Source organism: Clostridium neuense, assembly GCF_045310695.1.
Taxonomy (GTDB): domain Bacteria; phylum Bacillota; class Clostridia; order Clostridiales; family Clostridiaceae; genus Clostridium_S; species Clostridium_S neuense.
Genome location: NZ_JBJIAA010000020.1, coordinates 1 through 26,025, shown reverse-complemented (window position 1 = coordinate 26,025; position 26,025 = coordinate 1). Strand labels below are relative to the sequence as shown.

The 26,025-nt window shown below is 32.7% G+C and carries 24 protein-coding genes and 1 other annotated feature; all 24 genes read left to right on the top strand.

What is annotated here, in order from left to right; all coding sequences use genetic code 11:
• The first annotated feature begins 21 nt into the window (after positions 1-21).
• The 24 genes from ACJDT4_RS20060 to ACJDT4_RS19945 all read left to right on the top strand — a co-directional run bounded on the left by ACJDT4_RS20060 (position 22) and on the right by ACJDT4_RS19945 (position 25,864).
• Positions 22-858, top strand: a complete 837-nt coding sequence (locus ACJDT4_RS20060) for a sugar phosphate isomerase/epimerase family protein (protein WP_406789384.1) — start codon at positions 22-24, stop codon at positions 856-858.
• A gap of 237 nt (positions 859-1,095) precedes the next feature.
• A complete protein-coding gene (locus tag ACJDT4_RS20055; protein ID WP_406789383.1) occupies positions 1,096-2,169 on the top strand; it encodes an NAD(P)H-dependent flavin oxidoreductase in 1,074 nt (357 codons plus the stop codon).
• A 32-nt stretch (positions 2,170-2,201) separates the two neighbouring features.
• The gene (locus tag ACJDT4_RS20050; protein ID WP_406789382.1) at positions 2,202-2,657 is read left to right on the top strand and encodes a MarR family winged helix-turn-helix transcriptional regulator; all 456 of its coding nucleotides are present in this window, start codon (positions 2,202-2,204) and stop codon (positions 2,655-2,657) included.
• Between the two features lie 4 nt (positions 2,658-2,661).
• Positions 2,662-3,639 (top strand): beta-ketoacyl-ACP synthase III, encoded by a 978-nt coding sequence (locus tag ACJDT4_RS20045; RefSeq protein WP_406789381.1) that lies wholly within the window; start codon positions 2,662-2,664, stop codon positions 3,637-3,639.
• Positions 3,640-3,676: 37 nt separating this feature from the next.
• Complete coding sequence (acpP, locus tag ACJDT4_RS20040) at positions 3,677-3,907, top strand: acyl carrier protein (protein WP_406789380.1); 231 nt, start codon at positions 3,677-3,679, stop codon at positions 3,905-3,907.
• Between the two features lie 265 nt (positions 3,908-4,172).
• Positions 4,173-5,111: an enoyl-[acyl-carrier-protein] reductase FabK gene (gene fabK, locus ACJDT4_RS20035; RefSeq protein WP_406789379.1), complete on the top strand. Its 939-nt coding sequence runs from the start codon at positions 4,173-4,175 to the stop codon at positions 5,109-5,111.
• A 6-nt stretch (positions 5,112-5,117) separates the two neighbouring features.
• A complete protein-coding gene (gene fabD / locus ACJDT4_RS20030) occupies positions 5,118-6,041 on the top strand; it encodes an ACP S-malonyltransferase (protein WP_406789378.1) in 924 nt (307 codons plus the stop codon).
• An 11-nt stretch (positions 6,042-6,052) separates the two neighbouring features.
• A complete protein-coding gene (gene fabG / locus ACJDT4_RS20025) occupies positions 6,053-6,802 on the top strand; it encodes a 3-oxoacyl-[acyl-carrier-protein] reductase (protein ID WP_406789377.1) in 750 nt (249 codons plus the stop codon).
• Positions 6,803-6,831: 29 nt separating this feature from the next.
• Positions 6,832-8,070, top strand: a complete 1,239-nt coding sequence (gene fabF / locus ACJDT4_RS20020; RefSeq protein WP_406789376.1) for a beta-ketoacyl-ACP synthase II — start codon at positions 6,832-6,834, stop codon at positions 8,068-8,070.
• Positions 8,071-8,099: 29 nt separating this feature from the next.
• Positions 8,100-8,573, top strand: a complete 474-nt coding sequence (accB, locus tag ACJDT4_RS20015) for an acetyl-CoA carboxylase biotin carboxyl carrier protein (RefSeq protein ID WP_406789375.1) — start codon at positions 8,100-8,102, stop codon at positions 8,571-8,573.
• 23 nt (positions 8,574-8,596) lie between these two features.
• Positions 8,597-9,022: a 3-hydroxyacyl-ACP dehydratase FabZ gene (fabZ, locus tag ACJDT4_RS20010; protein ID WP_406789374.1), complete on the top strand. Its 426-nt coding sequence runs from the start codon at positions 8,597-8,599 to the stop codon at positions 9,020-9,022.
• 19 nt (positions 9,023-9,041) lie between these two features.
• Complete coding sequence (locus ACJDT4_RS20005; protein WP_406789373.1) at positions 9,042-10,379, top strand: acetyl-CoA carboxylase biotin carboxylase subunit; 1,338 nt, start codon at positions 9,042-9,044, stop codon at positions 10,377-10,379.
• A 1-nt stretch (position 10,380) separates the two neighbouring features.
• On the top strand, positions 10,381-11,247 hold the full coding sequence (gene accD / locus ACJDT4_RS20000) for an acetyl-CoA carboxylase, carboxyltransferase subunit beta (protein WP_406789372.1): 867 nt from the start codon (positions 10,381-10,383) through the stop codon (positions 11,245-11,247).
• A 4-nt stretch (positions 11,248-11,251) separates the two neighbouring features.
• On the top strand, positions 11,252-12,064 hold the full coding sequence (locus ACJDT4_RS19995) for an acetyl-CoA carboxylase carboxyltransferase subunit alpha (protein WP_406789371.1): 813 nt from the start codon (positions 11,252-11,254) through the stop codon (positions 12,062-12,064).
• 170 nt (positions 12,065-12,234) lie between these two features.
• Positions 12,235-12,489 (top strand): HPr family phosphocarrier protein, encoded by a 255-nt coding sequence (locus ACJDT4_RS19990; protein ID WP_406789370.1) that lies wholly within the window; start codon positions 12,235-12,237, stop codon positions 12,487-12,489.
• Positions 12,490-12,601: 112 nt separating this feature from the next.
• Positions 12,602-14,725 carry a DNA topoisomerase 3 gene (locus tag ACJDT4_RS19985; protein ID WP_406789369.1) on the top strand — a complete coding sequence of 708 codons (2,124 nt, stop codon included), beginning with the start codon at positions 12,602-12,604 and terminating at the stop codon, positions 14,723-14,725.
• Positions 14,726-14,887: 162 nt separating this feature from the next.
• Complete coding sequence (locus ACJDT4_RS19980) at positions 14,888-15,730, top strand: ABC transporter ATP-binding protein (RefSeq protein ID WP_406789368.1); 843 nt, start codon at positions 14,888-14,890, stop codon at positions 15,728-15,730.
• The gene (locus ACJDT4_RS19975) at positions 15,723-16,445 is read left to right on the top strand and encodes a hypothetical protein (protein ID WP_406789367.1); all 723 of its coding nucleotides are present in this window, start codon (positions 15,723-15,725) and stop codon (positions 16,443-16,445) included. The genes ACJDT4_RS19980 and ACJDT4_RS19975 overlap by 8 nt, the downstream gene beginning before the upstream one ends.
• Before the next feature lie 237 nt (positions 16,446-16,682).
• A complete protein-coding gene (locus ACJDT4_RS19970; RefSeq protein WP_406789366.1) occupies positions 16,683-17,681 on the top strand; it encodes a phosphodiester glycosidase family protein in 999 nt (332 codons plus the stop codon).
• A gap of 16 nt (positions 17,682-17,697) precedes the next feature.
• On the top strand, positions 17,698-18,807 hold the full coding sequence (locus tag ACJDT4_RS19965; protein ID WP_406789365.1) for a hypothetical protein: 1,110 nt from the start codon (positions 17,698-17,700) through the stop codon (positions 18,805-18,807).
• A 61-nt stretch (positions 18,808-18,868) separates the two neighbouring features.
• Positions 18,869-19,083 (top strand) — a binding site (T-box leader).
• Positions 19,084-19,352: 269 nt separating this feature from the next.
• On the top strand, positions 19,353-20,633 hold the full coding sequence (gene aspS / locus ACJDT4_RS19960; RefSeq protein ID WP_406789364.1) for an aspartate--tRNA(Asn) ligase: 1,281 nt from the start codon (positions 19,353-19,355) through the stop codon (positions 20,631-20,633).
• 245 nt (positions 20,634-20,878) lie between these two features.
• Positions 20,879-22,609, top strand: a complete 1,731-nt coding sequence (locus ACJDT4_RS19955) for a MutS-related protein (protein ID WP_406789363.1) — start codon at positions 20,879-20,881, stop codon at positions 22,607-22,609.
• A gap of 54 nt (positions 22,610-22,663) precedes the next feature.
• Complete coding sequence (locus ACJDT4_RS19950; protein ID WP_406789362.1) at positions 22,664-23,281, top strand: HDIG domain-containing metalloprotein; 618 nt, start codon at positions 22,664-22,666, stop codon at positions 23,279-23,281.
• A gap of 60 nt (positions 23,282-23,341) precedes the next feature.
• On the top strand, positions 23,342-25,864 hold the full coding sequence (locus tag ACJDT4_RS19945) for an ABC transporter permease (protein WP_406789361.1): 2,523 nt from the start codon (positions 23,342-23,344) through the stop codon (positions 25,862-25,864).
• Positions 25,865-26,025 lie beyond the last annotated feature (161 nt).

Here is a 26,025-nt window from a genome sequence, read left to right as displayed (position 1 = left end):
TTATGTTTAAAGGAGAAGTAAATGAATATAGATCTTAATAGAATTTCTGGAATGAACACTCATTACAGCTTTTATACCATTGATGACTATTTTTCTTCACTTGAGAAGCTAAATATTAAGAATGCAGAACTCTGGACTTTCAATTCTCATTTTTTCTTAGACTACAATTTATATCAAAACACTAAAGAAATTAAAGAGAAGTCTAAAAAACATAATTTGAAAATAATATGTATAACTCCAGAGCAGAATAACCCTAAGCCATATAATATAGCTACAAGTTTTCCACATCTTAAAGAAAAAACTCTAAATTATTTTAAAAATGCAGTTCGTGCAGCAAATGAACTTGAATGCAATAAAGTGCTTGTTACATCTGGATGGGCATTTTATTCAGAAAATTTGGAGGAAGCTAGAAAGCGTTCGGCAGATATGGTGCAAAATATATGTGAATTTGCTAGTGAAAAGGGTGTTACTATTGTAATAGAAACTTTAAGATACGATGAATCACATATAGTGTATAATATACCAACCTTAAAAGAATATATGAAGATGGTTAATCATCCTAATTTGAAAATCACAATAGATACAGGAGCTATGGCATGTGCTGGTGAAAGTGTAAGGAAATTTTATGAAGCATTTGGGGATAAAATAGCGCACGTTCATTTCGTAGATGGTACACCAAAGGGTCATTTAGTTCTTGGGGAAGGTAATTTGCCTATAGAGGAATATTTACAAGATTTTAATGAAAATCATTATAGAGGATACTTTTCACTTGAAATTACTCATGAAAAATATTATAATAATCCACAATTAGCTGATAAAAATAATATGTCTTATCTTGTTGAACTGAGTAAAAGATAAAAAAACTGTAAGTTAAATGTTACACATTATTAATATAATTTGGAAAGAATATTAGTTGACACTAATATTCTTTTTGTATATACTTTGATTATCAAAATATTTGATTGTCAATATAAAATATAGTGTTGCCAACTTAACTTTCAGAATGTAAATAGATTGACATGCTTTGAATACAGCGTTTTAAAACATGTGCAATTAAGTTTTGATATGGTAGCTATTTAAGAGGGAGAGATAAAAATGAAATTGCCTCCTTTATTAATTGGAGAATTAAAAGCTGAAGTTCCTATAGTACAAGGTGGAATGGGTGTTGGCATTTCACGCTCAAGCTTAGCAGGGGCAGTGGCAAATTGTGGGGGAATAGGAACTATATCGGGAGTTCAAATTGGATTTGATGAACCTGATTTTGAAACTAATACATTAGAAGCAAATGTAAGAGCATTAAAGAAGCATATAAGAAGAGCGAGAGAAATTAGTCCAAATGGAATAATCGCTGTCAATCTTATGGTTGCATTAAGTCATTATGATGAACTTGTAAAAGCTGCTGTAGATGAAAAGGTAGATATGATTGTTTCAGGGGCAGGTCTTCCAACTATGCTGCCTAAGCTAGTTGAAGGAAGTAATGTAAAAATAGCTCCAATAGCATCATCAGGTAAAGCAGCATCTGTAATATGTAAGCTTTGGGATAAGCACCATAAAAGAATACCAGATTTAGTTGTGGTTGAAGGACCAGATGCAGGAGGACACTTGGGATTTAAACCAGCGGAACTTGAGGAAGGTAAGAAGAGAAAACTTTCAGAAATACTTTTGGAGGTCATTGAAGTAGTAAAGCCATTTGAAGAAAAGTATGGAAAGAAGATTCCTGTTATATGTGGTGGTGGAATTTCAGAAGGAAAGGAAATTGCTGAATATATAAAGCTTGGAGCGTCAGGAGTACAAATAGCAACCAGATTTATAGCAACAGAAGAATGTGATGCTGATATAAAATATAAAATGTCTATTGTAGATGCTAAGGAAAGTGATATAAAAATAGTTAAAAGCCCGGTTGGCATGCCAGGAAGAGCTTTGAATAATAACTTTATACAGAATGTTCATGATGAGGGTGTGGCAATTAAGAAGTGCTATAATTGCTTAAAACCATGTAATCCTAAAAATACTCCGTATTGTATATCAAAAGCACTTATAAATGCTGTTGAAGGGGATATTGATGAAGCACTTGTATTCACAGGAGCTAAATCTTATAAAATCAATAAAATTGTAAAAGTTTCAGAACTGATGAAAGAGCTTGTAGATGATGCTGAAAAAAATTTATAGAACATGATAATTGGAATGAAATGGTGATAAATGTGAAGAAAACAATCAGTATTATTAATGAGGTTTTAGTGGATCTTTTTAATGATATTTTAACTATAGAGCAAACAGCACTTAAAGAAGGTGCATTTAACGATATTTCCATTACAGAAATACACACAATAGAAGCTATAGGTATGTATGTGCCTAGGACTATGTCTGAGGTAGCGAGCGATCTTGGAATAACAGTTGGAACGCTTACGATTGCAATAAGCAACCTTGTGAAAAAGCAGTATGTTGAACGACAGAGATGGGATAAAGATAGAAGAGTTGTGAAAATAGCACTCACCAGAAAGGGAAAATTAGCTTATAGAATTCATAAAAAGTTCCATTCAGATATGGTTAAATCCACTATTGAGGGACTTAATGAAGATGAAGAACAGGTGCTTGTTTCTGCACTTGAAAAATTAAATGAGTTCTTTAGATCAAAATACAATATAAAAAAGGGCTGATAAAGTGAAAAATGTTGAGATTATAGGAACAGGAAGTTGTGTTCCAGAAAGAATAGTTACAAATGACGAATTATCTACAATAGTCGAAACTAGTGATGAATGGATATCAACAAGAACGGGTATAAGTGAAAGAAGAATTTCTTTAGGTGAAAATACCTCCGATTTAGCTGCAAAAGCAGCACTAGAAGCATTGAAAGATTCTAAACTGGAGGCTAAAGATATAGAGCTTATAATAGTTGCAACAACTAGTCCTGATTCCTATGTACCATCTACGGCGTGTATCGTTCAGGGATTAATAGGAGCATCTAATGCTGCATGCTTTGATATAAGTGCTGCATGTACAGGATTTATATTTGCACTTAATACAGCTGCTCAATATATAAAAACAGGAGTATATAAAACTGCACTTGTTATAGGAGCAGAAGTTTTATCTAAAATAATGGATTGGAAGGATAGAAATACTTGTGTTCTTTTTGGAGATGGCGCAGGGGCAGCCGTTTTGAGAGCTGGAGAAGAAGGAATAATGAATACTTATATGGCTTCTGATGGAATAAACGGAAGAGAATTTTTGCGTTGTTTCGCAGCTCAGAATAAGAATCCATTTATGCTTGAAAGTTTAGATGTAAAAGATAAAATTACTATGAATGGTAAAGAGGTTTTTAGATTTGCTGTAAAAGTAATGGTTGATTCAATTGAAAAGGTGCTTGAAGCAGCTCAAAGCAATATTGAGGATATTGATTATATCATTCCACATCAGGCAAATATAAGAATAATAGAATTTGTAGCTAAAAAATTAAAAATAGATATGAGTAAGTTCTTTATAAACTTAAATAAATATGGCAATACATCAGGAGCAACTATTCCGATTGCCTTAGATGAAATGAATAAACAAGGTCTTTTAAAAAGAGGAAATAAAGTTATATTTATAGGCTTTGGTGGAGGACTTACCTGGGGTTCAGTATTGGTTAAATGGACAATTTAAAAATTAAAATAAGACTTATAATTTAGGAGGAAAAATTATGATATTTGAAAAAATTAAATCAATAACAGCAGAACAATTAGGAGTAGATTCAGCAACACTTACTATGGAAACATCTTTTCAAGAGGATTTAAACGCTGATTCATTGGACTTATTTCAGATAATTATGGAGCTTGAGGATGAATTTAATATTCAAATAGAGGACACTGATGATATAAATACTATTGGGGATGCAGTAAAATTTATTCAAGCAAAGACTGGTAAGGAATAATAAGTATTTTATACAGTAGAAATTTTTAGAATGCGGTTATTAAAGATAAACCACCTTGAAATGGTTTATCTTTAAGGTTTTGCAAGCAATGTTAAAAGAACAAGAGGACAGAGGAAGAGGACAAAGAGCAGCGAAAGTTGATTTATTCTTATAATGGAGGATAAATCTTTAATTAAATTATTTAAGTGATTTTTGCTTATAACAGAAAAATTCTTCTTAAATGTGCTTTGTCAACTGTACTCTGACCAAGTGGGAGGGAATTAATTTGAATTCAGTATTGTGTGACATGGTTGGAATAGAATACCCTATAATACAAGGTGGTATGGCTTGGGTAGCAGACAGTTCTCTTGCTTCAGCAGTATCAAATGCAGGAGGGCTTGGAATTATAGCGGCTGCAAATGCACCTACAGATTATGTAAGAGAACAAATAAGAAGGGCTAAGGAATTAACTGATAAGCCTTTTGGTGTAAATATAATGCTTTTAAGTGATAATGCCGATGAAGTTGCAAAAATGGTATGTGAGGAAGGCGTAAAAGTTGTAACTACAGGAGCAGGCAATCCAGGAAAGTATATAGAAATGTGGAAAGAATATAACATAAAGGTTATACCAGTTGTAGCATCAGTGGCACTTGCTAAAAGAATGGAAAGATGCGGTGTAGATGCAGTTATTGCTGAAGGTTGTGAATCTGGAGGTCATGTTGGAGAACTAACTACTATGGCACTCGTTCCACAGGTTGTTGATGCTGTAAATATACCTGTTGTTGCAGCAGGAGGTATAGGAGACGGAAGAGGAGTGATTGCAGCATTGGCATTAGGAGCAGTTGGGGTTCAAGTTGGAACTAGATTTTTAGTTGCAAAGGAATGTACTGTTCATCAAAATTATAAGAATAAAGTCTTGAAAGCAAAGGATATAGATACTCATGTTACAGGAAGGCCAACAGGACATCCAGTTAGAGTTTTGAGAAATAAGCTTGTAAGGCAATTTCAACTTTTAGAAAAGAATGGTGGAACTCCAGAAGAATTCGAAAACTTAGGAAGAGGAGCACTACCAAAGGCTGTAAGAGACGGAGATGTTGATAATGGTTCTGTTATGGCAGGACAGATTGCAGGGCTTGTAAATAAAGAACAAACTTGCAGCGAGATAATCAAAGAGATGTTCTTTGAAGCAAAAGAAGTTGAAACTGGAATTAGTAAAAGGATGTGAATTAGCTTGGGTAAAATAGCATTTGTTTTTGCCGGTCAAGGTGCACAGTATGTTGGAATGGGAAAAAAGCTTTATGATGAATTTGACTGTTGTAAGGATATATTTAAAAGGGCAGATGAAGCACTTCAATTTAAAATAAGTGATTTGTGTTTTGAAGGAAGTAAAGAGGAACTTGATAAAACTGAAAATACTCAGCCAGCAATTTTAGCGGTGAGCGCAGCAGCTATGGCAGCTGTTATGGAAAAAGGAATACACCCTGATGTTGTGGCTGGGTTAAGTTTAGGTGAATATACAGCTCATGTTTGCAGTGGAACTTTTGACTTTGAAAAGGCGATTAAACTTGTTAAAAAAAGGGGAAAATATATGCAGGAGGCTGTTCCACAGGGAGAAGGAGCCATGGCAGCAGTTTTAGGGCTTGATAGAGAAGTCATAAAAGAGGTTTTAGACCAATGTTCTAATCTTGGAACAGTTGAAATAGCAAATTATAATTGCCCAGGACAAATAGTAATAGCAGGAGAAGTTAAAGCTGTGGAGGTGGCAGCAGAGAAGCTAAAGGAAAAAGGTGCTAGAAAGGTTGTCATGCTTTCTGTAAGTGGACCTTTCCATACATCTATGCTTAAACCAGCAGCAGAAAAATTAGCTCATGAGCTTGAAGACATATCTATAGGTAAAATGAAGGTGCCTATAATAACAAATGTTACAGGTGATTATATAAAAAGTGAAAGTGATGTAAAGGAACTTTTAAGAAAGCAGGTTATGAGTTCTGTTTTTTGGGAAGATACTGTAAGAAGAATGATAGCGGACGGTGTAGATACATTCATCGAACTTGGACCTGGAAAAACCTTAACTATGTTTATAAAGAAAATAGATAGAAGTGTAAAAGCCTTTAATGTTGAAGATGTAGAAGGCCTAGATAAATTAAAAATTTGATGGAGGGTATTATGGAAAAGTTACTTTTAGGTAAAATTGCAGTGGTAACTGGTGCTGGAAGAGGAATAGGAAGAACAATAGCACTTAAATTAGCAGATGAAGGTGCTAATTTGGTTTTAAATTATAGAAGCAGTGAAAAAGAAACAGAAGAACTAATAAAAGAAATAGAGGCCAAAGGAGTAAAGGCTATTTCAGTAAAAGCAGATGTAAGCAAGTTTGAAGAAGCGGAAGAAATAATGAAAAAAGCAAAGGCTGAGTTTGGCAAGGTAGACATTCTTGTCAATAATGCGGGAATAACAAGAGACGGCCTTGCAATGAGAATGAAGGAAAAAGATTTTGATGATGTTATAAATGTAAATCTTAAAGGAGCTTTTAACTGTATAAGGCATGCAAGTCCGATGATGTTCAGAAATAAGGGTGGAAAAATAATAAATATTTCTTCTGTAGTAGGTATAGTTGGAAACCCTGGTCAAATAAATTATTGTGCGGCTAAAGCAGGAATTTTAGGAATGACAAAATCTTTAGCAAAAGAGCTTGGAAGCAGAGGTATTACTGTTAATGCTATAGCACCAGGTTTTATAAAAACCGATATGTCAGATGAACTTTCAGATAAACAAAAGGAAGCTATTTTGGGAACTGTGCCATTAAAGAGAGCAGGAGAAGTAGATGATGTTGCAAATGCAGTTGTATTTTTAGCTTCTGATTTAGCTTCATATATAACAGGTCAAGTTATTCAAGTTGACGGCGGCATGGTAATGTAGATAAAATAGAGAGAAAAGTGGGTGTAAATATGAATAGAAGAGTTGTAATAACAGGTCTTGGTGCTATAACACCTGTTGGCAATGATGTAAATACATTTTGGGATTCAATTAAACATGGTAAATGTGGAATAGATTTTATAAAAGCTTTTGATACATCGGATTTTAAAGCAAAGCTTGCAGCAGAGGTTAAAGATTTTAATCCAGAAGATTACATGGAAAAGAAAGAAACAAAAAGAACTGATAGATTTTGTCAATTTGCTTTGGCAGCGGCAAGTCAGGCTATGGAAGATTCAAAATTAGATATAGAAGCTTTAGATAAAGAAAGACTTGGCGTTATTTTAGGTTCTGGTATAGGCGGAATAAGCACTATAGAAGAGCAACATACAAAGCTTATGGAAAAGGGACCTAATAGAGTTTCTCCAATGGTAATACCTATGATTATAGCAAACATGGCAGCTGGTAATGTTGCAATAAAGTATGGAGCTAAGGGTATTTGCACAACTATAGTTACAGCTTGTGCTTCTGGTAACAATGCTATAGGAGAATCTTATAGAAACATAAAATATGGTTATGCAGATGTAATGATTTCAGGGGGAAGTGAAGCTGGAATAACACCTCTATCTGTAGCAGGTTTTATTGCATCTACAACTTTAAATAAAAGTACAGATCCATTAAGAGCATCTATTCCTTTTGATAAGGAAAGAAACGGCTTTATAATGGGAGAAGGTTCAGCAGTAGTAATTCTTGAAGAGCTTGAGCATGCTTTAAAAAGAGGAGCTAAGATTTATGCTGAGGTAGTAGGCTATGGAGCAACTGGAGATGCTTATCATATAACTTCGCCAGCACCAGGCGGTGAAGGAGCAGCTAGAGCTATGAAGCTTGCATTAGAAGAAGCTAATATAGATAAAACAGAAGTATCATATATAAATGCGCATGGAACAGGAACACAGTATAATGATAAATGTGAAACAGCTGCAATAAAAGCTGCCTTTGGAGAACATGCATACAACATTCCTATAAGTTCAACAAAATCAATGACAGGGCATTTGCTTGGAGCAGCAGGAGCAATTGAAGCTGTAATATGTGTAAAGGCAATTCAAGATAACTTTATACCACCTACAATAGGATATAGGGAAAAAGACGAAGAATGTGATCTTGATTATGTACCAAACCAAGGTAGAGAGGCAGAAGTAAATTATGCTCTTTCTAATTCTATGGGTTTTGGTGGTCATAATGCTATGCTTATTTTTAAGAAGTATAATGATTAATTTTAGCGGATATAAGGGAAGTGTTAGATATGGATTATAAAGCTATAGAACAGATTATAAAGACTGCTGGTGAGTCTGGACTTACATTCCTTGAGATAGAAACTGAAGGAATGAGAATAACAATGAAGAAGGGTAATAGTAATGATGAGCCTAAAGTAAAGACAGAAGAATGTGTTTCAGCTGAGGTTCAAGACAAACAGGAAGAAACTATAGTAGAAGAAGCTAATAAAAATAATGAAGAAAAAAAGGTTCAGGATGAAAACACAGTTTCTGTTGTTTCTCCTATAGTTGGTACTTTTTATGCTTCATCAAGTCCTGATTCAGAAGCATTTGTTAAAGTTGGTTCAAAGGTTAAAAAAGGCGATACTCTTTGCATAATTGAAGCAATGAAGCTCATGAATGAAATAGAGGCAGAAGTAGATGGCGAAGTAGTAGAAGTTTTAGTAGAAGATGAACAAATGGTGGAGTATGGTCAGGAGCTATTTAAGATAGCCTTAAAGTAATAATTTGAAGGTAGGCGTTTTTAATGAGTCTAAATATAGAACAGATTATGGAAATTATTCCTCACAGATATCCAATGCTTTTAATAGACAGAGTTGAGGAAATTGAGCCAGGGAAAAAAGCAGTTGGGTACAAAAATGTTACTATGAATGAACAAATTTTTCAAGGACACTATCCAGGAAAGCCAATAATGCCAGGAGTTCTTATGGTTGAAGCTTTAGCACAGCTTGGTGGAGTTGCAATTTTAAGCTTAGATAAGTATAAAGGAAAAAAGCCTATACTTGGAGCAATAAAAAACGCTAAGTTTAGAAGAATGGTGGTTCCAGGGGATACTTTAAAATTAGAAATTGAGATAGTTAAGATTAAAGGACCGGCTGGAATTGGCAAAGGAATAGCAACGGTCAATGGAGAAAAGGCTGTAGAAGCTGAGATTACATTTATGATAGTGTAAGGAAATGGAGCGAGTAATTATGATTAATAAAGTTTTAATTGCTAACAGAGGTGAAATAGCAGTTAGAATAATAAGAGCATGCAGAGAACTAGGAATAGAAACAGTAGCGGTGTATTCGGAGGCTGACAAGGAATCAATGCATGTTTATTTAGCAGATCAAGCAGTTTGCATTGGACCTGCAAAGTCAAAGGATAGTTACCTTAACATGGAAAACATAATAAGTGCTACAGTTCTCACTGGTGCTCAAGCTATTCATCCAGGATTTGGCTTCTTATCCGAAAACGGTAAGTTTGCAAGAATGTGCAGTGAGTGTAATATAACTTTTATAGGACCTGATGCTGAAACAATCGAGAATGCAGGTAATAAGGCAAAGGCAAGAGAGATAATGGTAAACGCAGGAGTACCAGTTATTCCTGGAGTAAATGGAACCGTAGATACTGAAGAAGCTGTAGTAGCCGAAGCAAAGAAAATAGGCTATCCTGTTATGCTTAAAGCATCTGCTGGAGGTGGAGGAAAGGGCATAAGAATAGTAAAGGATGAAAGTGAAATTGTGAAAGCTTTCAGAACTGCAAAAGCTGAAGCGAAGGCAGCCTTCGGTGATGACACTATGTATATGGAAAAGTTTATAGAAGAACCAAGACATATAGAGTTTCAAGTACTTGGTGATATTCATGGCAATGTAGTTTATCTTGGAGAAAGAGATTGTTCAATGCAAAGAAGAAATCAAAAAGTACTTGAAGAAGCGCCATCTCCTGTTATGACAGAAGAACTTAGGCGTGAAATGGGAGAAATAGCCGTTAAAGCTGCAAAGGCTGTTAATTATAAAAATGCAGGTACCATAGAGTTTCTAGTAGATAAGCATAATAACTATTACTTTATGGAGATGAATACAAGAATACAAGTTGAACATGGTATTACAGAGCTTGTTACAGGAATTGATCTTGTAAAGGAGCAGATAAAAATTGCTAGTGGAGAGGAATTGTCTCTCAAGCAAGAGGATATAAAAATGCAAGGGCATGCTATTGAGTGTCGTATAAATGCAGAAAATCCACAAAAGGGTTTCATGCCTTCTCCAGGAAAAATTAAATATTTTAATGTCCCAGGAGGCCCAGGAATAAGGCTCGATACAGCAGTTTACCAAGGTTATGATATACCACCCAATTATGACTCTATGATTGGTAAGCTAATGGTTTATGGAAAAGATAGATACGAAGCCATAAATAAAATGGAAAGAGCTCTTGGAGAATTCATAATAGATGGAGTGGATACAAATATTGACTTTCAATATGATCTTATAAATAATCCTAAATTTATATCAGGAAAGTATGATACAAGTTTTATAGAGAAGGAGGTATAAAATGTCTCTGTTTAAAAAGAAAAAATATATAACCATAAGCAGTGAAAAACTTAGTGAACTTCAAAATACGGAAGCAAATTTACCAGTTATACCTAATGGTATGTGGGTTAAGTGTCCAAAATGCGGAAGTATTCTCTATAAAAACGATGTGCAAGATAATTTTAAAGTTTGTCCTAAATGTAACGGACATCTTAGGCTAAATGCCAATGAAAGAATAGCAATGATAGTTGATGAAGGTACATTTGAAGAGTTTGATGCAAATATGTTAGCCGGTAATCCGCTTGATTTTGATAAATATGAAGAAAAAATAAAAAGCATGCAGAAAAAGACAGGATTAAAGGATGCTGTAGTTACAGGTAGAGGAGATATATATGGTCAGAAAGTGGTTATAGCTGTTATGGACAGTAATTTTATGATGGGCAGCATGGGATCTGTAGTTGGAGAGAAGATAACAAGAGCTATAGAGAAATCTACAGAGGAAAAGCTTCCTATAATAATTTTTACCACATCTGGTGGAGCAAGAATGCAAGAAGGAATGTTTTCCTTAATGCAAATGGCAAAAACAAGTGCAGCACTTGCCAAGCATGATGAAGAAGGCCTTTTATATATATCTGTTTTAACGGACCCTACAACTGGAGGGGTAACAGCTAGTTTTGCAATGCTTGGAGATGTTATACTTGCAGAACCTAAAACTCTTGTTGGTTTTGCAGGGAGAAGAGTAATTGAGCAGACTATAAATGAGAAACTTCCAGATGATTTTCAAACTTCAGAATTTCTCTTTAAACATGGTTTTATAGATAAAATCGTGGAAAGAAAAAAATTAAAAGAAGTTTTAGGAAAAATTTTAGAGATGCATGCTAGGAGGTGATAGGATGAATATAAAAAAGAATTTAACACCATGGGAAAGACTTACAATTGCAAGAATGATAGAAAGACCTACATCTTTAGATTATATAAAAAAAATATTTGATTCTTTCATAGAATTTCATGGTGATAGGGGATATAGGGATGATCCTGCGATTGTCGGTGGAATTGGTAAGCTTGCAGGTAGAACTGTAACTATAATTGGACAGCAGAAGGGTAGAAATACTAAAGAAAATGTTGAGAGAAATTTCGGCATGCCATATCCAGAAGGCTATAGAAAGGCTCTAAGACTTATGAAGCAAGCTGAAAAGTTTAATAGACCTATAATATGTTTTGTAGATACATCAGGAGCATATTGTGGAGTTGGTGCTGAAGAAAGAGGACAGGGTGAAGCTATAGCTAAAAATCTTATAACAATGGCAAATTTAAAAACTCCTATAATTTCTATTGTTATAGGTGAAGGAGGAAGCGGTGGAGCTCTCGCAATGGCAGTAGCTGATGAAATCTGGATGCTTGAAAACTCAGTATATTCGCTCCTATCGCCAGAGGGTTTTGCGAGCATATTGTGGAAAGATGCTTCAAAAGCTAGAGAAGCAGCAGAAGTTATGAAAATAACTGCCAAAGATTTAATGAATTATAAGATAATAGATAAGGTAATAGATGAACCTAAGGGTGGAGCTCAAAATGATGTTGACAGCGTTGCAGAAACCTTGAAGGAGAATTTGGTTAAAGATATAAATAAATTATGCTCAGAAAGCATAGATACTCTTTTAAGCAATAGATACGATAAATTTAGAAGTATTGGTAAATACGTGGAATAATTGATTAGAGATTATAATAAAATTAGCATAGTATGATAAGGTACTGGCTAATTTTTTTTATAATTTTTTACAAAAAAGTATATAATGTATTGACTATTGTAAACTATTAATCTATGCTTATAATAAGTGAGCAAACGTTTTCATACATTTATATTTGGGGGGAATATATTATGGTCGTTAGAAATGTAGTAATAAGGAATAGGTTAGGACTTCATGCAAGAGTTGTTACGCTTGTAGTAAAGAAGGCATCTAGGTTTAAATCAGACATATTCATAGAGTTTAACGGTAGAAAGGCAAATAGTAAAAGCATAATAAATGTACTTGCATTGGGAGCAAATTGTGGAGCAGAAGTAAAGATTACGGCATCTGGCCCAGATGAGGTACTAGCACTTGATGAGGTGGCAGCAGTGTTTGATAAAGAATAAAATTGTACTAAAGTTGAATATTCGTGCTTAAAAATATATAATTAAATGTGATTGTAATTTTGAGTTGTGCCCATAATTAAAGTGGGTACAATTTTTAGAAATGAGTGATTTCATGGAAAAAGTTTTGGTGGTTTCTGAAAAACCATCTGTTGGAAGAGATATTGCACGAGTATTAAATTGTAAAACTAAAGGTGAAGGGTGTCTTATAGGAAGTAAGTATATTGTAACTTGGGCAGTGGGACATTTAGTAACCCTATGGGAGCCAGAAGAGTATAATCCTATTTATAAAAAATGGAGATTTGATACTTTGCCAATAATACCAGAAGTGATGAAAATAAAACCAATAGAAGATACGAAAAAACAATTTGAAATACTTAAAAAATTGATGAATAGAGAAGACATATCCTCTCTTATATGCGCAACGGATGCGGGAAGAGAAGGAGAACTTATTTTTAGATATACTTATGAAGCAGCAGGCTGCAATAAGCCGTTTAACAGACTGTGGATATCAAGTATGACAGATCAAGCTATAAAAGAAGGTTTTGAAAGTATAAAACCCGGTTCGGAGTATGATAATCTCTATTATTCAGCAAAGTGCAGATCTGAAGCTGACTGGCTTGTTGGAATGAATGCAAGTCGTGCCTATACCTTGAAATACAATGTACTTTTAAGTGTAGGAAGAGTTCAAACTCCAACACTTGCAATAATAACCGAGAGACAAAAAGAAATAGATAATTTTGTTCCCAAGGATTACTTTGAAGTGATTTCCGAGTTTGATGGTTTTAAGGGAACTTGGTTTGATAAAGAAACAAAAGAAACAAAGATAATGGATATTAAAAAGGCTCAGGATATTTCAAATAAGGTTAAGGGTAATAACGGTAAGGTAGTAAGTGTGGAAAATAATAAGAAAAAGCAAGTGCCACCACTTCTATATGATTTAACTGAGCTTCAAAGGGACTGCAATAAAAAATTTGGATTTTCTGCTCAGAAAACTTTAGATATTATTCAAAATTTATATGAAAAAAGAAAAATGGTTACATATCCTAGAACAGATAGTAGATATTTAAGTCATGACATGGTGAATAAAGTAAAAAACACCATAGCCAAGCTTAATATGGGGCCGTACAAGGAGTTTTCGGCAAAGCTTTTAAGCATGAAAAAGCTGCCTTTTACAAAGAGAATTATAGATGATTCTAAGGTTACAGATCATCATGCTATAATACCTACTGATGTAAAGCCAAATATCGAGAGTCTTACAAAGGATGAGTTTAAGGCTTATGATCTAATAGTAAAAAGATTTATGTGTGTATTTTATCCTAACTATGAGTACACAATAACTAAAATAACCTCTGAAGTTTGCGGAGAACAATTTTTAACCAGAGGAAAAACTATATTGAAGCTAGGCTGGATGGAATTTTATAAGAGTGATAGTAAAGCTAAAAAGGAAGACGAAGAGGATGAACTTCCAAAATTAAAGAAAAATGATGAGGTAGAAATTAAAGAAACAGAAGTTCAACAGAAAAAAACGAAACCTCCAAGTACCTATAATGAAGCTTCACTTCTTTCAGCTATGGAAAATGCAGGACGTTTTGTTGAAGATGAAGAATTAAGAGAACAGCTTAAAGAAGGTGGAATAGGAACTCCAGCGACAAGGGCGGCTATAATTGAGAGGCTTATAAGTGTTGGATATATAAAAAGAAAAGGAAAAACTCTTCAGCCAACAGATAAAGGTATGAAGCTTATAGAAATTGTTCCACCGGAATTAAAGTCACCAGAAACTACAGGAAGATGGGAAAAGGGTCTTACATCTATTGCAAAGGGAAAAATGGCATCTCAAAGATTTATGCAAAGTATTCAAAGATATGTGAGATATATAATACAGGAGTCTGCTAAAGTAAATAGGGCAATTGTGTTTGAAGCTGGCAATAAAAATAAGTTGAATCCCAATAAAAAGACTGTAGAAGCTTTAGGTAAATGTCCTTTATGCCAAAGTGGTGATATACTAGAAAATTCAAAGGCATATTATTGCACTAATTGGAAGGCAGGCTGCAAGTTTACTTCATGGAAAAATTCCTTGGCTGCTTATAGTATAGAAATTAATAATGAGCTTATGAAAACTTTACTTAAGGAAAGAATTTTAAACAATGTGTTTGGAGTGAAGCCTAATACCAAGGAAAAAACTGTGTACACCCTTAAAATGAATAATTATGGAGCTATCCTTATTAAAGAGCAGTAAATATAAATTAATAATTTGTATTTATAATTGAAACATAATCGTAATAATTATAATGTAGTATATAATTATTACAATTAATGCAACAATAGTATATAATAATTAACATGTTTGAGCAGTTGGTATACTCTCCCTTCCAACTGCTTTTTCATATGGAGGTGTATTGTGGAGAAGCTGATTGCACTTGAAAATATTACAAAAACCTATTATGATAAAACAATTCTAGATAATATAAGTATGGATATATTTAAAAATGAACTTTTAGCTATTACAGGACCTAATGGAACAGGCAAGAGTACTTTACTTAAAATAATAAGCGGGCTTACTAGTATATCAAGTGGAAAAAGAATTGTTCATAATGAAGGCGAAAAAATCAAGATAGGCTATGTACCAGATAGATTTCCTAAATTAAATTTTACTCCAAGTGAATATTTGTTCTATATGGGAAAGCTTCAGGGATTATCCAAGGAATTCATCAAAGTTCGTTGTAATGAGTTATTTGCTATGTTTAATATGGACAGAATGAAGGATACCAGAATAAAGTATTTGTCTAAGGGCACAATTCAAAAAGTTTCTGTTATGCAGGCGGTTATGGTAGAACCAGATATATTGTTATTAGATGAACCAATTTCAGGACAGGATTCGGAATCTGAGAGTAATTTTATAAACATGCTAGAGGAGTTTAGAAAAACCAAGCTTTCCATTGTTTTAGCATGCCATGAAATGTATTTAGTGGAAAAGCTGGCTGATAGAGTTATAAATATCAGAGATGGTAAAATTCACAGTGATTATTATAAGAACAGGGACAAACAATACATGAAGATTTGTTTTAGTCTAAATGACTCTACAGAAATTGAGATTGAAGATTTAATATTAGAATGTAAGGAAAAAGATTATAGATATATAATAATAGAAAAAAAGTTTAGTGATAGAAGTATATTAAAATTGCTTCAAACAGGTGCAACCATTGTTTCAGTAAATTCGTATTGGGGTGAAGAACTTGGCTAGGACTTTTAAAATTTTAATGCCATATCTTTTTAAGCAGTATTTAAGATCCAATAGATATGTGGCACCATTTCTTTTTTATTTAGTTTTTATTGCATTTACATATAGCCAGAAACCTCTTTATGTTATGACGGCTTATATGTTTTCATGCATTTTTACATATTGCTTTTCTGCATGGCTTATGTACAGTTTAGCGAGCAGTGAGGAATTAGTTCAGCAGCAGCTTATTATTTTACACGTTGAAAAAGAGAATTATTATTATATAGGTAAAATAGTATTTATTTTGATGCTCGTAATATTATTTAGTACATTAGCAGTATTTTATCCTATAGCAGGAGGCTTTTTTATAAGAAAAGTTTATGCTTTGGATGTATTTGGAGCGTTGTTAAGTCATTGGGTTATAGGTCTACTTGGAATTTCAACTGCTATTTTATTTGACCAAAGATTAATAAATAGTGGTAAGCTGAGATTATTGTATTTAGTAGGTGTTCTCATAGTGTCCATTATACAAGTTCCCCTTTCAATGCATTACTCATTTGTAAAATGGCTTACCATTGTGTTTCCACCTGCATACTTAATAATAAGCAGATTTGGTTTAATTGATGTTATGAGTTTTTCAAGCTTTTATAAATTGATGGCAGACCTTATCATTGCAATAGCATATTCTATGATTTTGATATTTTTATCTTTAAAGTTTATGAGGAATAAAAAGTTCTAAATTTATTAATAATTTGTATTTTTTATTGTAACAATAATAAGGTATTATATAAACATAGAAAGTTATTAAAGATCCCTCATGATTGCAAGTTTATATGAAAACAGTTGGTTAGTCCCCCTATCCAACTGTTTTTATTTTGTAAATTATTTGCTTAATTAAATAACTTGACTTCTAGCTTATTTAAAATTAATATTATATATGAAAATATTTACATTTTTTATATGGAAAGGAATAATTATGGGTAAATTAGAAAATCACAGGAAATCAAATAAGATTAAAGAGATAATTATATTTATTTTGTTTGAAATTATATTTACTGGTGTAACCGCTCTTCCATTTGCGCTTTATGGACCTTTTAAAAATGTAAGAAATACTATAATTAGCACTATCATGGGGACAGGAGCACACCAATACATAGCAAAATGGTTTTTTAACGATGCACAAATAGCAGCCATAATAAAGGAAGAAAATAGAGCTGAAAATGCAATTGACAATAATAAAAAGGGTGAACCGGTAAAGGTGCAATATAATGATGATGGAATTGCAGAATATAGGCCGGATACTGATAAGTTTAATGCCATCGTCCTTGTAATTAAAAACCCAAAGAGAGTTAAGATAGGGTATTCCAGTCACATAGGGTATGTAGGAGATACTACGCACGATATAGCTAAAAGGTATAATGCATTGGCGGCCATTAATGGAGGGTATTATGAGGATACTTCTGGAAATGGAACGGGAGCAATACCATCGGGATTTGTTATTTCTGATGGGAAGATAGTTTATCCTAAGGATTCAAGTAAATTGGATGACAAAATGGACAGTGTAATGAGTATAGATGAAGATGGAAATCTTTCTGTTGGCGGAAGCTATTCTGCAAATGAGCTTATTAAGAATAATGTGAAGGAAGCCTTTGTGACAGAGCCTTATGTAATAAAGGATGGCGAGAATAAAATACAAGAAAATGAGGTTCTTGGGCTTCATCCCAGAACTGTTATAGGTCAGGCAGAAGATAAAAGCATTATATTTTTAACTATCGATGGTAGGCAAGGACTAACTAAGGTTGGAGCCAGTCTTAAGGATGTACAAAATTTAATGAGAGATTTTAAAGCAGTTAATGCCGTGTGCTTAGATGGAGGAGGCTCTACCACAATGTATTATAAGGGCGAAGTTATAAATAATCCATCCAGTGCCACGGGAGAAAGAGCTGTACCAGATATATTATATGTGGAACAGTAAGTAAGGAGAAGATACTATGAAAAGAATAACAAAGATAATCATTTGGATACTTATTTCTTTGACACTTCAATCTGCTGTGCTGCTCTATTTTAATAACTTTAGAGTCAATAAAAAAGTGACCTATAAAAAAATCGACATACCAGCTCGAAAGAAGAGTGATATGAAGGTTAGTATACCTAGTGGAGCTTATAATATTAAGGTATCTTCTACTGGAAAATTTGTATCTTATTATTTGAAAAACTCCATTCACGTTATAGAAATGGATACTGGTAAGGATAATAGCATTAATCTAGAAGTACCAGTAGCTGATACAAGTATAAGCTGGAGAGCCAGCGATGATAAGCTTATGGTAATAGAAAGAAAATACTCTAGTATAAAAGTTTACACTTATTCACCAAAAGAAAATAACATGAAAAGAAATTTAAATATGAAAAATGAAGCAGAGGCTTATCCTGTTGGATCAAGTTATAGAATTACAGGAATCGAACAAAATAATAAGAATACATTAATATATTTAAAAGTAACCCAAAATGGTTCTGGAAATTATAGTTTACTAAAAAAACTAGATATATCAACTGGAATAAAAGAGCTTCAATTACCAATACATAACATAGGAAATTATTATATTTTTAAATCCGAAAACACAATTGTATTTGAGGATGAAGTTGATAAAAAAGTTTACATGAGGTCTAATAATGGATATAATCAAAAGCTTCAAGTACCACAAGTAACTAATTCTAAGCTGCTTGGTGTGGATGATAACGGAATGGTTTATATAGGAAAGTTGGTTAACAATAAGGTTAGTCAAGTTTATACCTGTAATATTTCTACAGGAAATGCAGAAGGGACTGGAGGAAGCAATTCTGAAAAGAAGGCCCATATGCTAAATACATTTAAGGGAAACTGGAGTACAATATCTCTAAAAGAATCAATACAGCCAAAGAATATATATGTTTCTGATACTGGTGGCTTGTATACTATTGATAGTCAAAAAGGTGTAGTATCAAATGTAAAAACAGCTAAGAAGTATTCTTTTAAAGGAACTTATGTTTGTATGTTTGGAGATAATTCTGATGGTGGAATAATAAGTTTAAGTGATGGAAAGATTATTGAAACTATGATTTAGAAGTTTATTGGAATTTCAGTTTTATCATTGACACTAATCATAAGAAGTAATACAATATAACTTAAATACGAAGAAGAGAAGAGTAGTTTTAATAAGGTTTTAAGCGAATCGGGTTTGGTGCGAGCCGATAAAAGTTATTAAGATGAAGGACATCTTGGAGTAGATTATTTGAAATTCAAGTAGAATAATCCGGTTTCTACCGTTAACAGTTTAAAGAGAATCAGCTTATTTGATTAAGTAAGGATGGTACCGTGGGAATATGCTCTCACTCCTAATTTGGAGTGGGAGCTTTTTTGACGGAAAGGCATAAAAGCAGTGGCAAGTGACAAGTTAAGGATAGTTTTTCTCAGTTCCACTTCGAAAAACTTTTGAACTTAATTTTATTTCATTTTCCCGATGGAAGAAAACCATCCTAAACTTGTCGCTTATCACCTGTCGCTTGTCACTGAATCAAGTAGGTTGGTTAATCAGGGTGGTACCGCGAATAATTCGTCCCTTTTGGGGGCGTTTTTTTTATACAAAATTTTAATTAGGAGGAATAAATTATGGAAAGATGTTTAGTAAGTGAGGTTGAAAGTAATTTAGATAAAACAGTAAAGCTTCAAGGATGGGTTCATAGAATAAGAAAACTTGGGAAAATTGCATTTATACTTTTAAGGGACAGAACTGGAATTATTCAGTGTGTAATAAATACAAAAGAGGTTGATATTAAGGATTTAAGGTTGGAAAGTGTAATTGAGGTTAATGGAGTTGTCAAAAAGAATAAAGATACTTTTGAAGTTCAAGTAGATAGTTTGAAGGTTTTATCTCTGGTAAAGGAAGAACTGCCAATAGAGATAAACACCGAAGACATTGAGGCAAATATTGATACTGTTTTAGATCATAGAGTTTTAAGCATGAGAAATGAAAAAGTAAATGCGGTTTTTAAAATTGAAGCAGAAATTGCGCATGGTTTTTCAGAGTACTTACAGACTCAAGGGTTTACAGAAATATTTACACCAAAAATAACTGCAGAAGGCGCAGAGGGAGGAACAGAGCTTTTTGAATTAAAGTATTTTGATAGAAAGGCATACCTTGCACAAAGTCCACAGTTTTATAAGCAAATGATGGTGGCAGCTGGATATGAAAGAGTATTTGAAATAGGTCATGTTTATAGAGCTGAAAGTCATGATACTAAAAGGCACTTAAATGAATATGTAAGTATGGACCTTGAAATGGGCTTTATTAATGATGAGAGAGATTTAATAAAGCTTGAATGCGAACTTTTAAAGTATATATTTAAGAATATAAAAGAAAAGTGCCCAAAAGAGCTTAAACTTCTTGAGGTTGAAATCCCAGAATTACAAGGAGAACTTCCAGTTATGACGCTTCAGAAAGCAATAAAAATATTAAGGGAAAAATATAATAAAACAGACTTAACTACAGATATAGATCATGAAGGTGAAGAGCTTATAGGAAGGTTTATAAAAGAAGAATATAATTCTGACTTTGTATTTTTAACAAAGTATACTAAGGAAAAGAGACCGATGTATACAATGCCCTGCGAAGAAAATTTAACACACAGCTTTGATCTGATTTTTAGAGGAATGGAAATAACAACTGGCGGTCAAAGAATACACGATTATGAGATGCTTAAAAATAGCATGATAGAAAAAGGCTTAAACCCAGAGGATTTTAAAAACTATTTAGATACCTTTAAATTTGGAATGCCACCTCATGGTGGTCTTGCAATAGGACTTGAAAGACTTACAATGAACCTTCTAAAACTAGATAATATAAGGGAAGCAGAGGCTTTTGTAAGAGATAAGAAGAGAATATTACCATAACAATTATGCTCCTTATCTATAAATTAATACATTGTACTTATAATTGTAATAAGATTGTCACAATTATAAGTTATTATATAATCATGGCAAGTGAAAAAATTATCCCCCATAGAAGTATAATAAATAGAAGCAGCTGGACGGTTTCCCCCTCCCAGCTGCTTTTCGTATTATTATAAAATGCAAATTGACAGCTATTTTAAGCTAGTGTATTATTTAAGGAAATAATGTGTTTGGGAGGAAAGTTAATGAATGAAGATAATATCAGCATGACATGTGCTGCATTAAGCTTTTTTGCACTTGTTGGTGCTTTTATATTTGGCGGAATTGCAGGAAATACTAAAAATCCTTATTATTTGTTGGGGGTAGCAGTTGCACTTATATTAATTGTCATAATTGCATATGTGAAAGTTAAGTTGATAAATATAGTTAATTATAAAAATTTTAAAGAACATTGGGGAAATTTTGAAAGGAGAAAAAGAAATTTTAAAGCAACTCAAAAGTTTTTTGAACTTACAAGAAAAGAAGATAGTAACTTCAGCATCGATGATCAAACTTGGGCTGATTTAAATATGGATGAATTATTTCAACTTATAGATAGAACAGTAACTTCTCCTGGAGAGGAAATGCTTTATAAAATTTTAAGGGAGCCTGAACTTAAAGAAAAAAAGTTGTTAGAAAGAAATAAAGTTATAAAGTTATTTAAGGACAATGATGAAATAAGAAATAAAATTGGAATGGAACTTGTTAGATTAGGAAGAATGAAAGATAATGGAGTTTACTCTATAATAACAAAAGACTTTAATGTAAATTATAAATACAAATATTTATTTAATTTTTTAGCTGCTGTCTTTCTATTCTCTGTTATTACAATACCTATTTTTAAGTTGAAGTTTGTAATAATAGCAGCTGGATTATTTGTCATAAATAGTTTGCAGCATGGTAAATTTAAAAGGGATGTTGAATCATATATAAATTCACTTGGATACCTTAATGGAATAATACATATAGCTAAAAACATATCTAAATTTGAAAATGATGAGATAAAACATTACACTGAAATTTTAAAAAGAACTTCTAAAAATGCTTCGGTAATAGTTAAGCAAACTGCTGGGCTTCAAGTGTCAGATGGTACCAGGGATCCTATCATTGAACTTTTATATTCTGTATTCTTAATTGAGGAAAGAAAGTTTTTTTCTTCAATTAGTGATATAAAGAAATATAGAGATGATTTAAAGGAGCTTTATAGAAATTTAGGAGAATTAGATGCCTTAATGGCTGTAGCTTCATTTAGGGAATGGATAGGAGAAGAATATACTGAACCTGAGTTCGTAAACAGTGAAAATACAATAGAAACTGAAGAAGTTTATCATCCTTTAGTAAAAGATGCAGTAGCAAATTCAATATGCTTAGAAAATAAAGGAATAATACTTACAGGAACTAATATGTCCGGAAAATCTACTTTCCTTAGAACGATTGGAGTAAATGCTCTTTTAGCTCAAACTATATATACTTGTACGGCAAAATTCTATAAAACAAGCTTTTTTAAGATAATGACCTCCATAAGTCCAGAGGACAACATATCGTCAGGAAAGAGTTATTATTTTAGAGAGGCAGAGGCACTTAAAAGGATAATAAACGAATGTGGGGACGAACCAGTTTTATGTATTGTAGATGAAATATTTAGAGGAACTAATCCTGTTGAAAGAGTTAATGCAGCAGCCGAAATATTAAATTATATAAGCAGGCATAATACTCTTACTTTAGTTGCAACTCATGACCTTGAACTTACAGAAATTCTTAAGGATAAATATTCATGCTATTATTTTACAGAAGATATAAATGAGGAAGGACTTAATTTTGATTATAAAATAAAAGATGGCGTATGCAAAAACAGAAATGCAATAAAACTTTTAAAATATCTTGAATATCCTGAGGAGATAATAGAGAAAACTAATGAGAGACTTTTAAAAATATAGCTTAGGTAGAGAAAAAATTACTTATTAAAATATATGTACTGAAAGGTGGAAATTATGGATAAAAATAAAGTTTTTCAAGAAGTAGATTATCACCTTATGAAGGATGTAAAGCCATCTGAATATTTAACAAAATTACTTAATGAAGATAAGCTTGATGAGTATCCATTTAACATGCTAAGAGATCTTGAAAAGACGGAGCAGGAACCTAAGCATCATCCTGAGGGTAATGTGTGGAATCACACCATGCTTGTAGTTGATAATGCAGCAAAGAGTAAGGATAAAAGCTCTGACGGAAGGGCTTTTATGTGGGGAGCACTTCTTCATGATATAGGTAAAGCGAGAACAACAAAGGTTCGAAAGGGTAAAATAACAGCTTATGACCACGATAAAGTTGGGGAGGAGCTTGCTTATGAGTTTTTTAAATCTTTTAACGAGCCAGAGGCTTTTGTAAATAAGGTGGCTAAGCTTGTAAGATGGCATATGCAGACATTTTTTGTTGCAAAGAGCATGTCATTTGCAGAGCCTGAAAAAATGAAAAGTGAAACATCTATTTCTGAGATAGCACTTCTATCGCTATGTGACAGGCTTGGAAGAAAACCAATGTCAAAAGACAAGGAGAAAGAAGAAAGAGAAAGCATTGATATATTTCTTAGAAAGATGGAAAAGATTTAGATTTATTCAAAAATTGTATTTTTAAGTTTTAGCTGATTTTCCATGTGACGAGGTGTTTAAATGAGAATAATAATAAAATTTATATTAACAAATATAAAAGAGAAAAAGTTAAGAGCTTTCTTAATTGTATTTTCAATAATGGCATCTACAGCTTTGTTTTTTGCTTCCAGTGGAACTGCTTCAACAATTAAAAAAACATTTACACAGGTAACTAAACAGTACCTTGGTGACGCAGATATACAAATATATGCAAATGGAAAATCGCCATCGCCTTTTATAAGTGTAGCTAAAACAAATAAATTTAAAAATAAAATTGATTATGCCATTGGTGAAATTGATGCCAGTGGTACATATACAAAAGAAAATAAAGATAGAGATATAACACTTAGAGGTTTCAATTATGAGGATATAAATATAATGAATCCTCTTAATTTTTATAAAGCTTCTGCTATAAAACCCTTTAATGGAAATAAGATAATAATAAGCAAAAAGTCTGCTGACAAATATTCGCTTAATGTAGGAAACAAAATAAAAATAAAAATTGGAGACACTGCTGCAAACTTCAATATAGTAGGGATAGCTCAAAATACAGGCTTTTTTGCGATAGAAAGCGATAAAAATATGCTTGGAATAGTTCCATTAAGTGTGGCTCAACAAATAAATAATGCTGGAAATGAGGTATGGAGTGTATACGTAAAAGCAAAAAATAAAAAGGACACAGATAGCTTAATAAAAGGATTATCTACAGTTTACAAAAATTATACCGTGGAAAAAGCTATAGATGATAAAGCTATTGAGGAGCAGACTGGACAAGTCGTAATGGCTTTTAGAGCTATGATGATGGTAGTTCTTATTATGAGTATGTTTATAATATATACCGTATTTAAGGTTGTTATTACAGAAAGGCTTCCTGTAATAGGTACGTTTAGAAGTATAGGGGCAACAAGAATGACAACAAGTGTTGTTCTCATAGGAGAAAGTATTTGCTATGGAATACTAGGTGGAATAGTAGGCGATGCGGCAGGTATAGGAATTCTTAAGCTTTTAGCTAGGATTATGAGTAAACAGCTGTCAGATGATTTTACCATAAATATCTCAATCGAATATGATTTAAAGCAGCTTGCCATAGCATTCTTATTTGCTATTGCTGTATCTTTTATAAGTTCTATTGTTCCTATAGTAAAGGCAGCCAAACTATCTGTAAAAGATGTTGTTTTAAATACTATAGACACAGTGACAAAGGAAAACTTGTGGAAGTTTATACTTGGAATAGCAATTATAATTCTTTCTATTATAGCTCCAAGAGTTGTAGCTGAAAATTCTATGGGCAAATCATTAGACATGATATTTGATATCATAAGTATGATTGCGGCAGTTATTGGAATCATTGTGATTGTTCCATATATAACAGAAACTTTTGTGAAAGTATTTGAACTAATTTATAGTATTGTTTTTGGAAATGAAGGTCTATTAGCAGCTAAAAATTTAAGAAAAAACAAGAATCTTATGAATAATATTTCTCTTTTAACTATTGGAATCTCAACTTTATTTATGCTAAATGTTGTGAGTTACAGTATGGGAAAGGAGATAGTTAAAGCTTACGGCATATTTAAATATAATGTTTGGGTAGACAATGATGATGGAAAATCTATTGATAGGAGTGTTGTAAATAGAGTCAAAAGCACATATGGAGTAAATGATGCTGAGCCAGTATATTTTTCTTGGGATGTAGAGGTTCAAAATAGCAATGATAAAATTTCTGGAATATACTTTTTAAGCAATTATGATATTGAAAATTATCTGGACATAAGGTTGTTTCAGAATAAAAATGTTGTTATGAAAAACTTTGAAGAAGGAAGAAATATAATCATGACAACTACAGATTTAAAAAAGATAAATAAGAAGGTTGGGGATTATATAGGTATCAAAACGGCTAGAGGTAATAGAGAATATAAAATAGTTGGATCTTTTAATACTCTTATGAACAGCGGCAGTAGTGCTATTATTCCTAAAAAATATGCTAAAGGTGACTTTGATTTGTTTCAGCCAAGCTTTATATATATAAAAACTTATGCAGATGCAGCTTCTGTAAAAGATGATCTTGCTAAAAAGTTTAAAGATAAAGCTCTTACTATGAAAACTATAACAGAAAGAGAAAAAGAAAATACAGATTATATAAATAAGACACTTTTTCTTATAAAGGCATTTCCAGTATTGGCACTTATAATAGGCACAGTTGGTGTTTTAAATAATTTTGTTATAAGTTTTATTGAGAGAAAAAGAGCACTTGCAATTTATGCTTCTGTTGGTATGAGCAAGTTTCAAACTAGAAAAATGCTTTTTATAGAGTCTGTATCTATTGGCATTATTGGCAGCCTATGCGGTATTGTAGGTGGAGTTTTAATGACAGAGGTAATGCCACATATACTTATGCTAGCAGATTTCCCAATGGATATGCATTATTCAACAAGCGTTTTTGTGATGAGCCTTGTGCTTGGAATTTTAATAACTGTTTTTGCATCCTTTGTGCCAGCACTAAAGTCTTCTAAAATGAATATAATAGAAGCAATTAAGTACGAGTAGTGTGAAGTAACAATGCTTCGTCGCGTTAAAAAAATCCTATAAATCTAAGGCTAAAAAATCGTAAAATACTAAGATATTTCAATAACTCGCTGAGAGGATGCTCAGACAATTGAAATATCTAAGTATTTTACAATTTTTGAACCAAGATTTATTAGGACTTT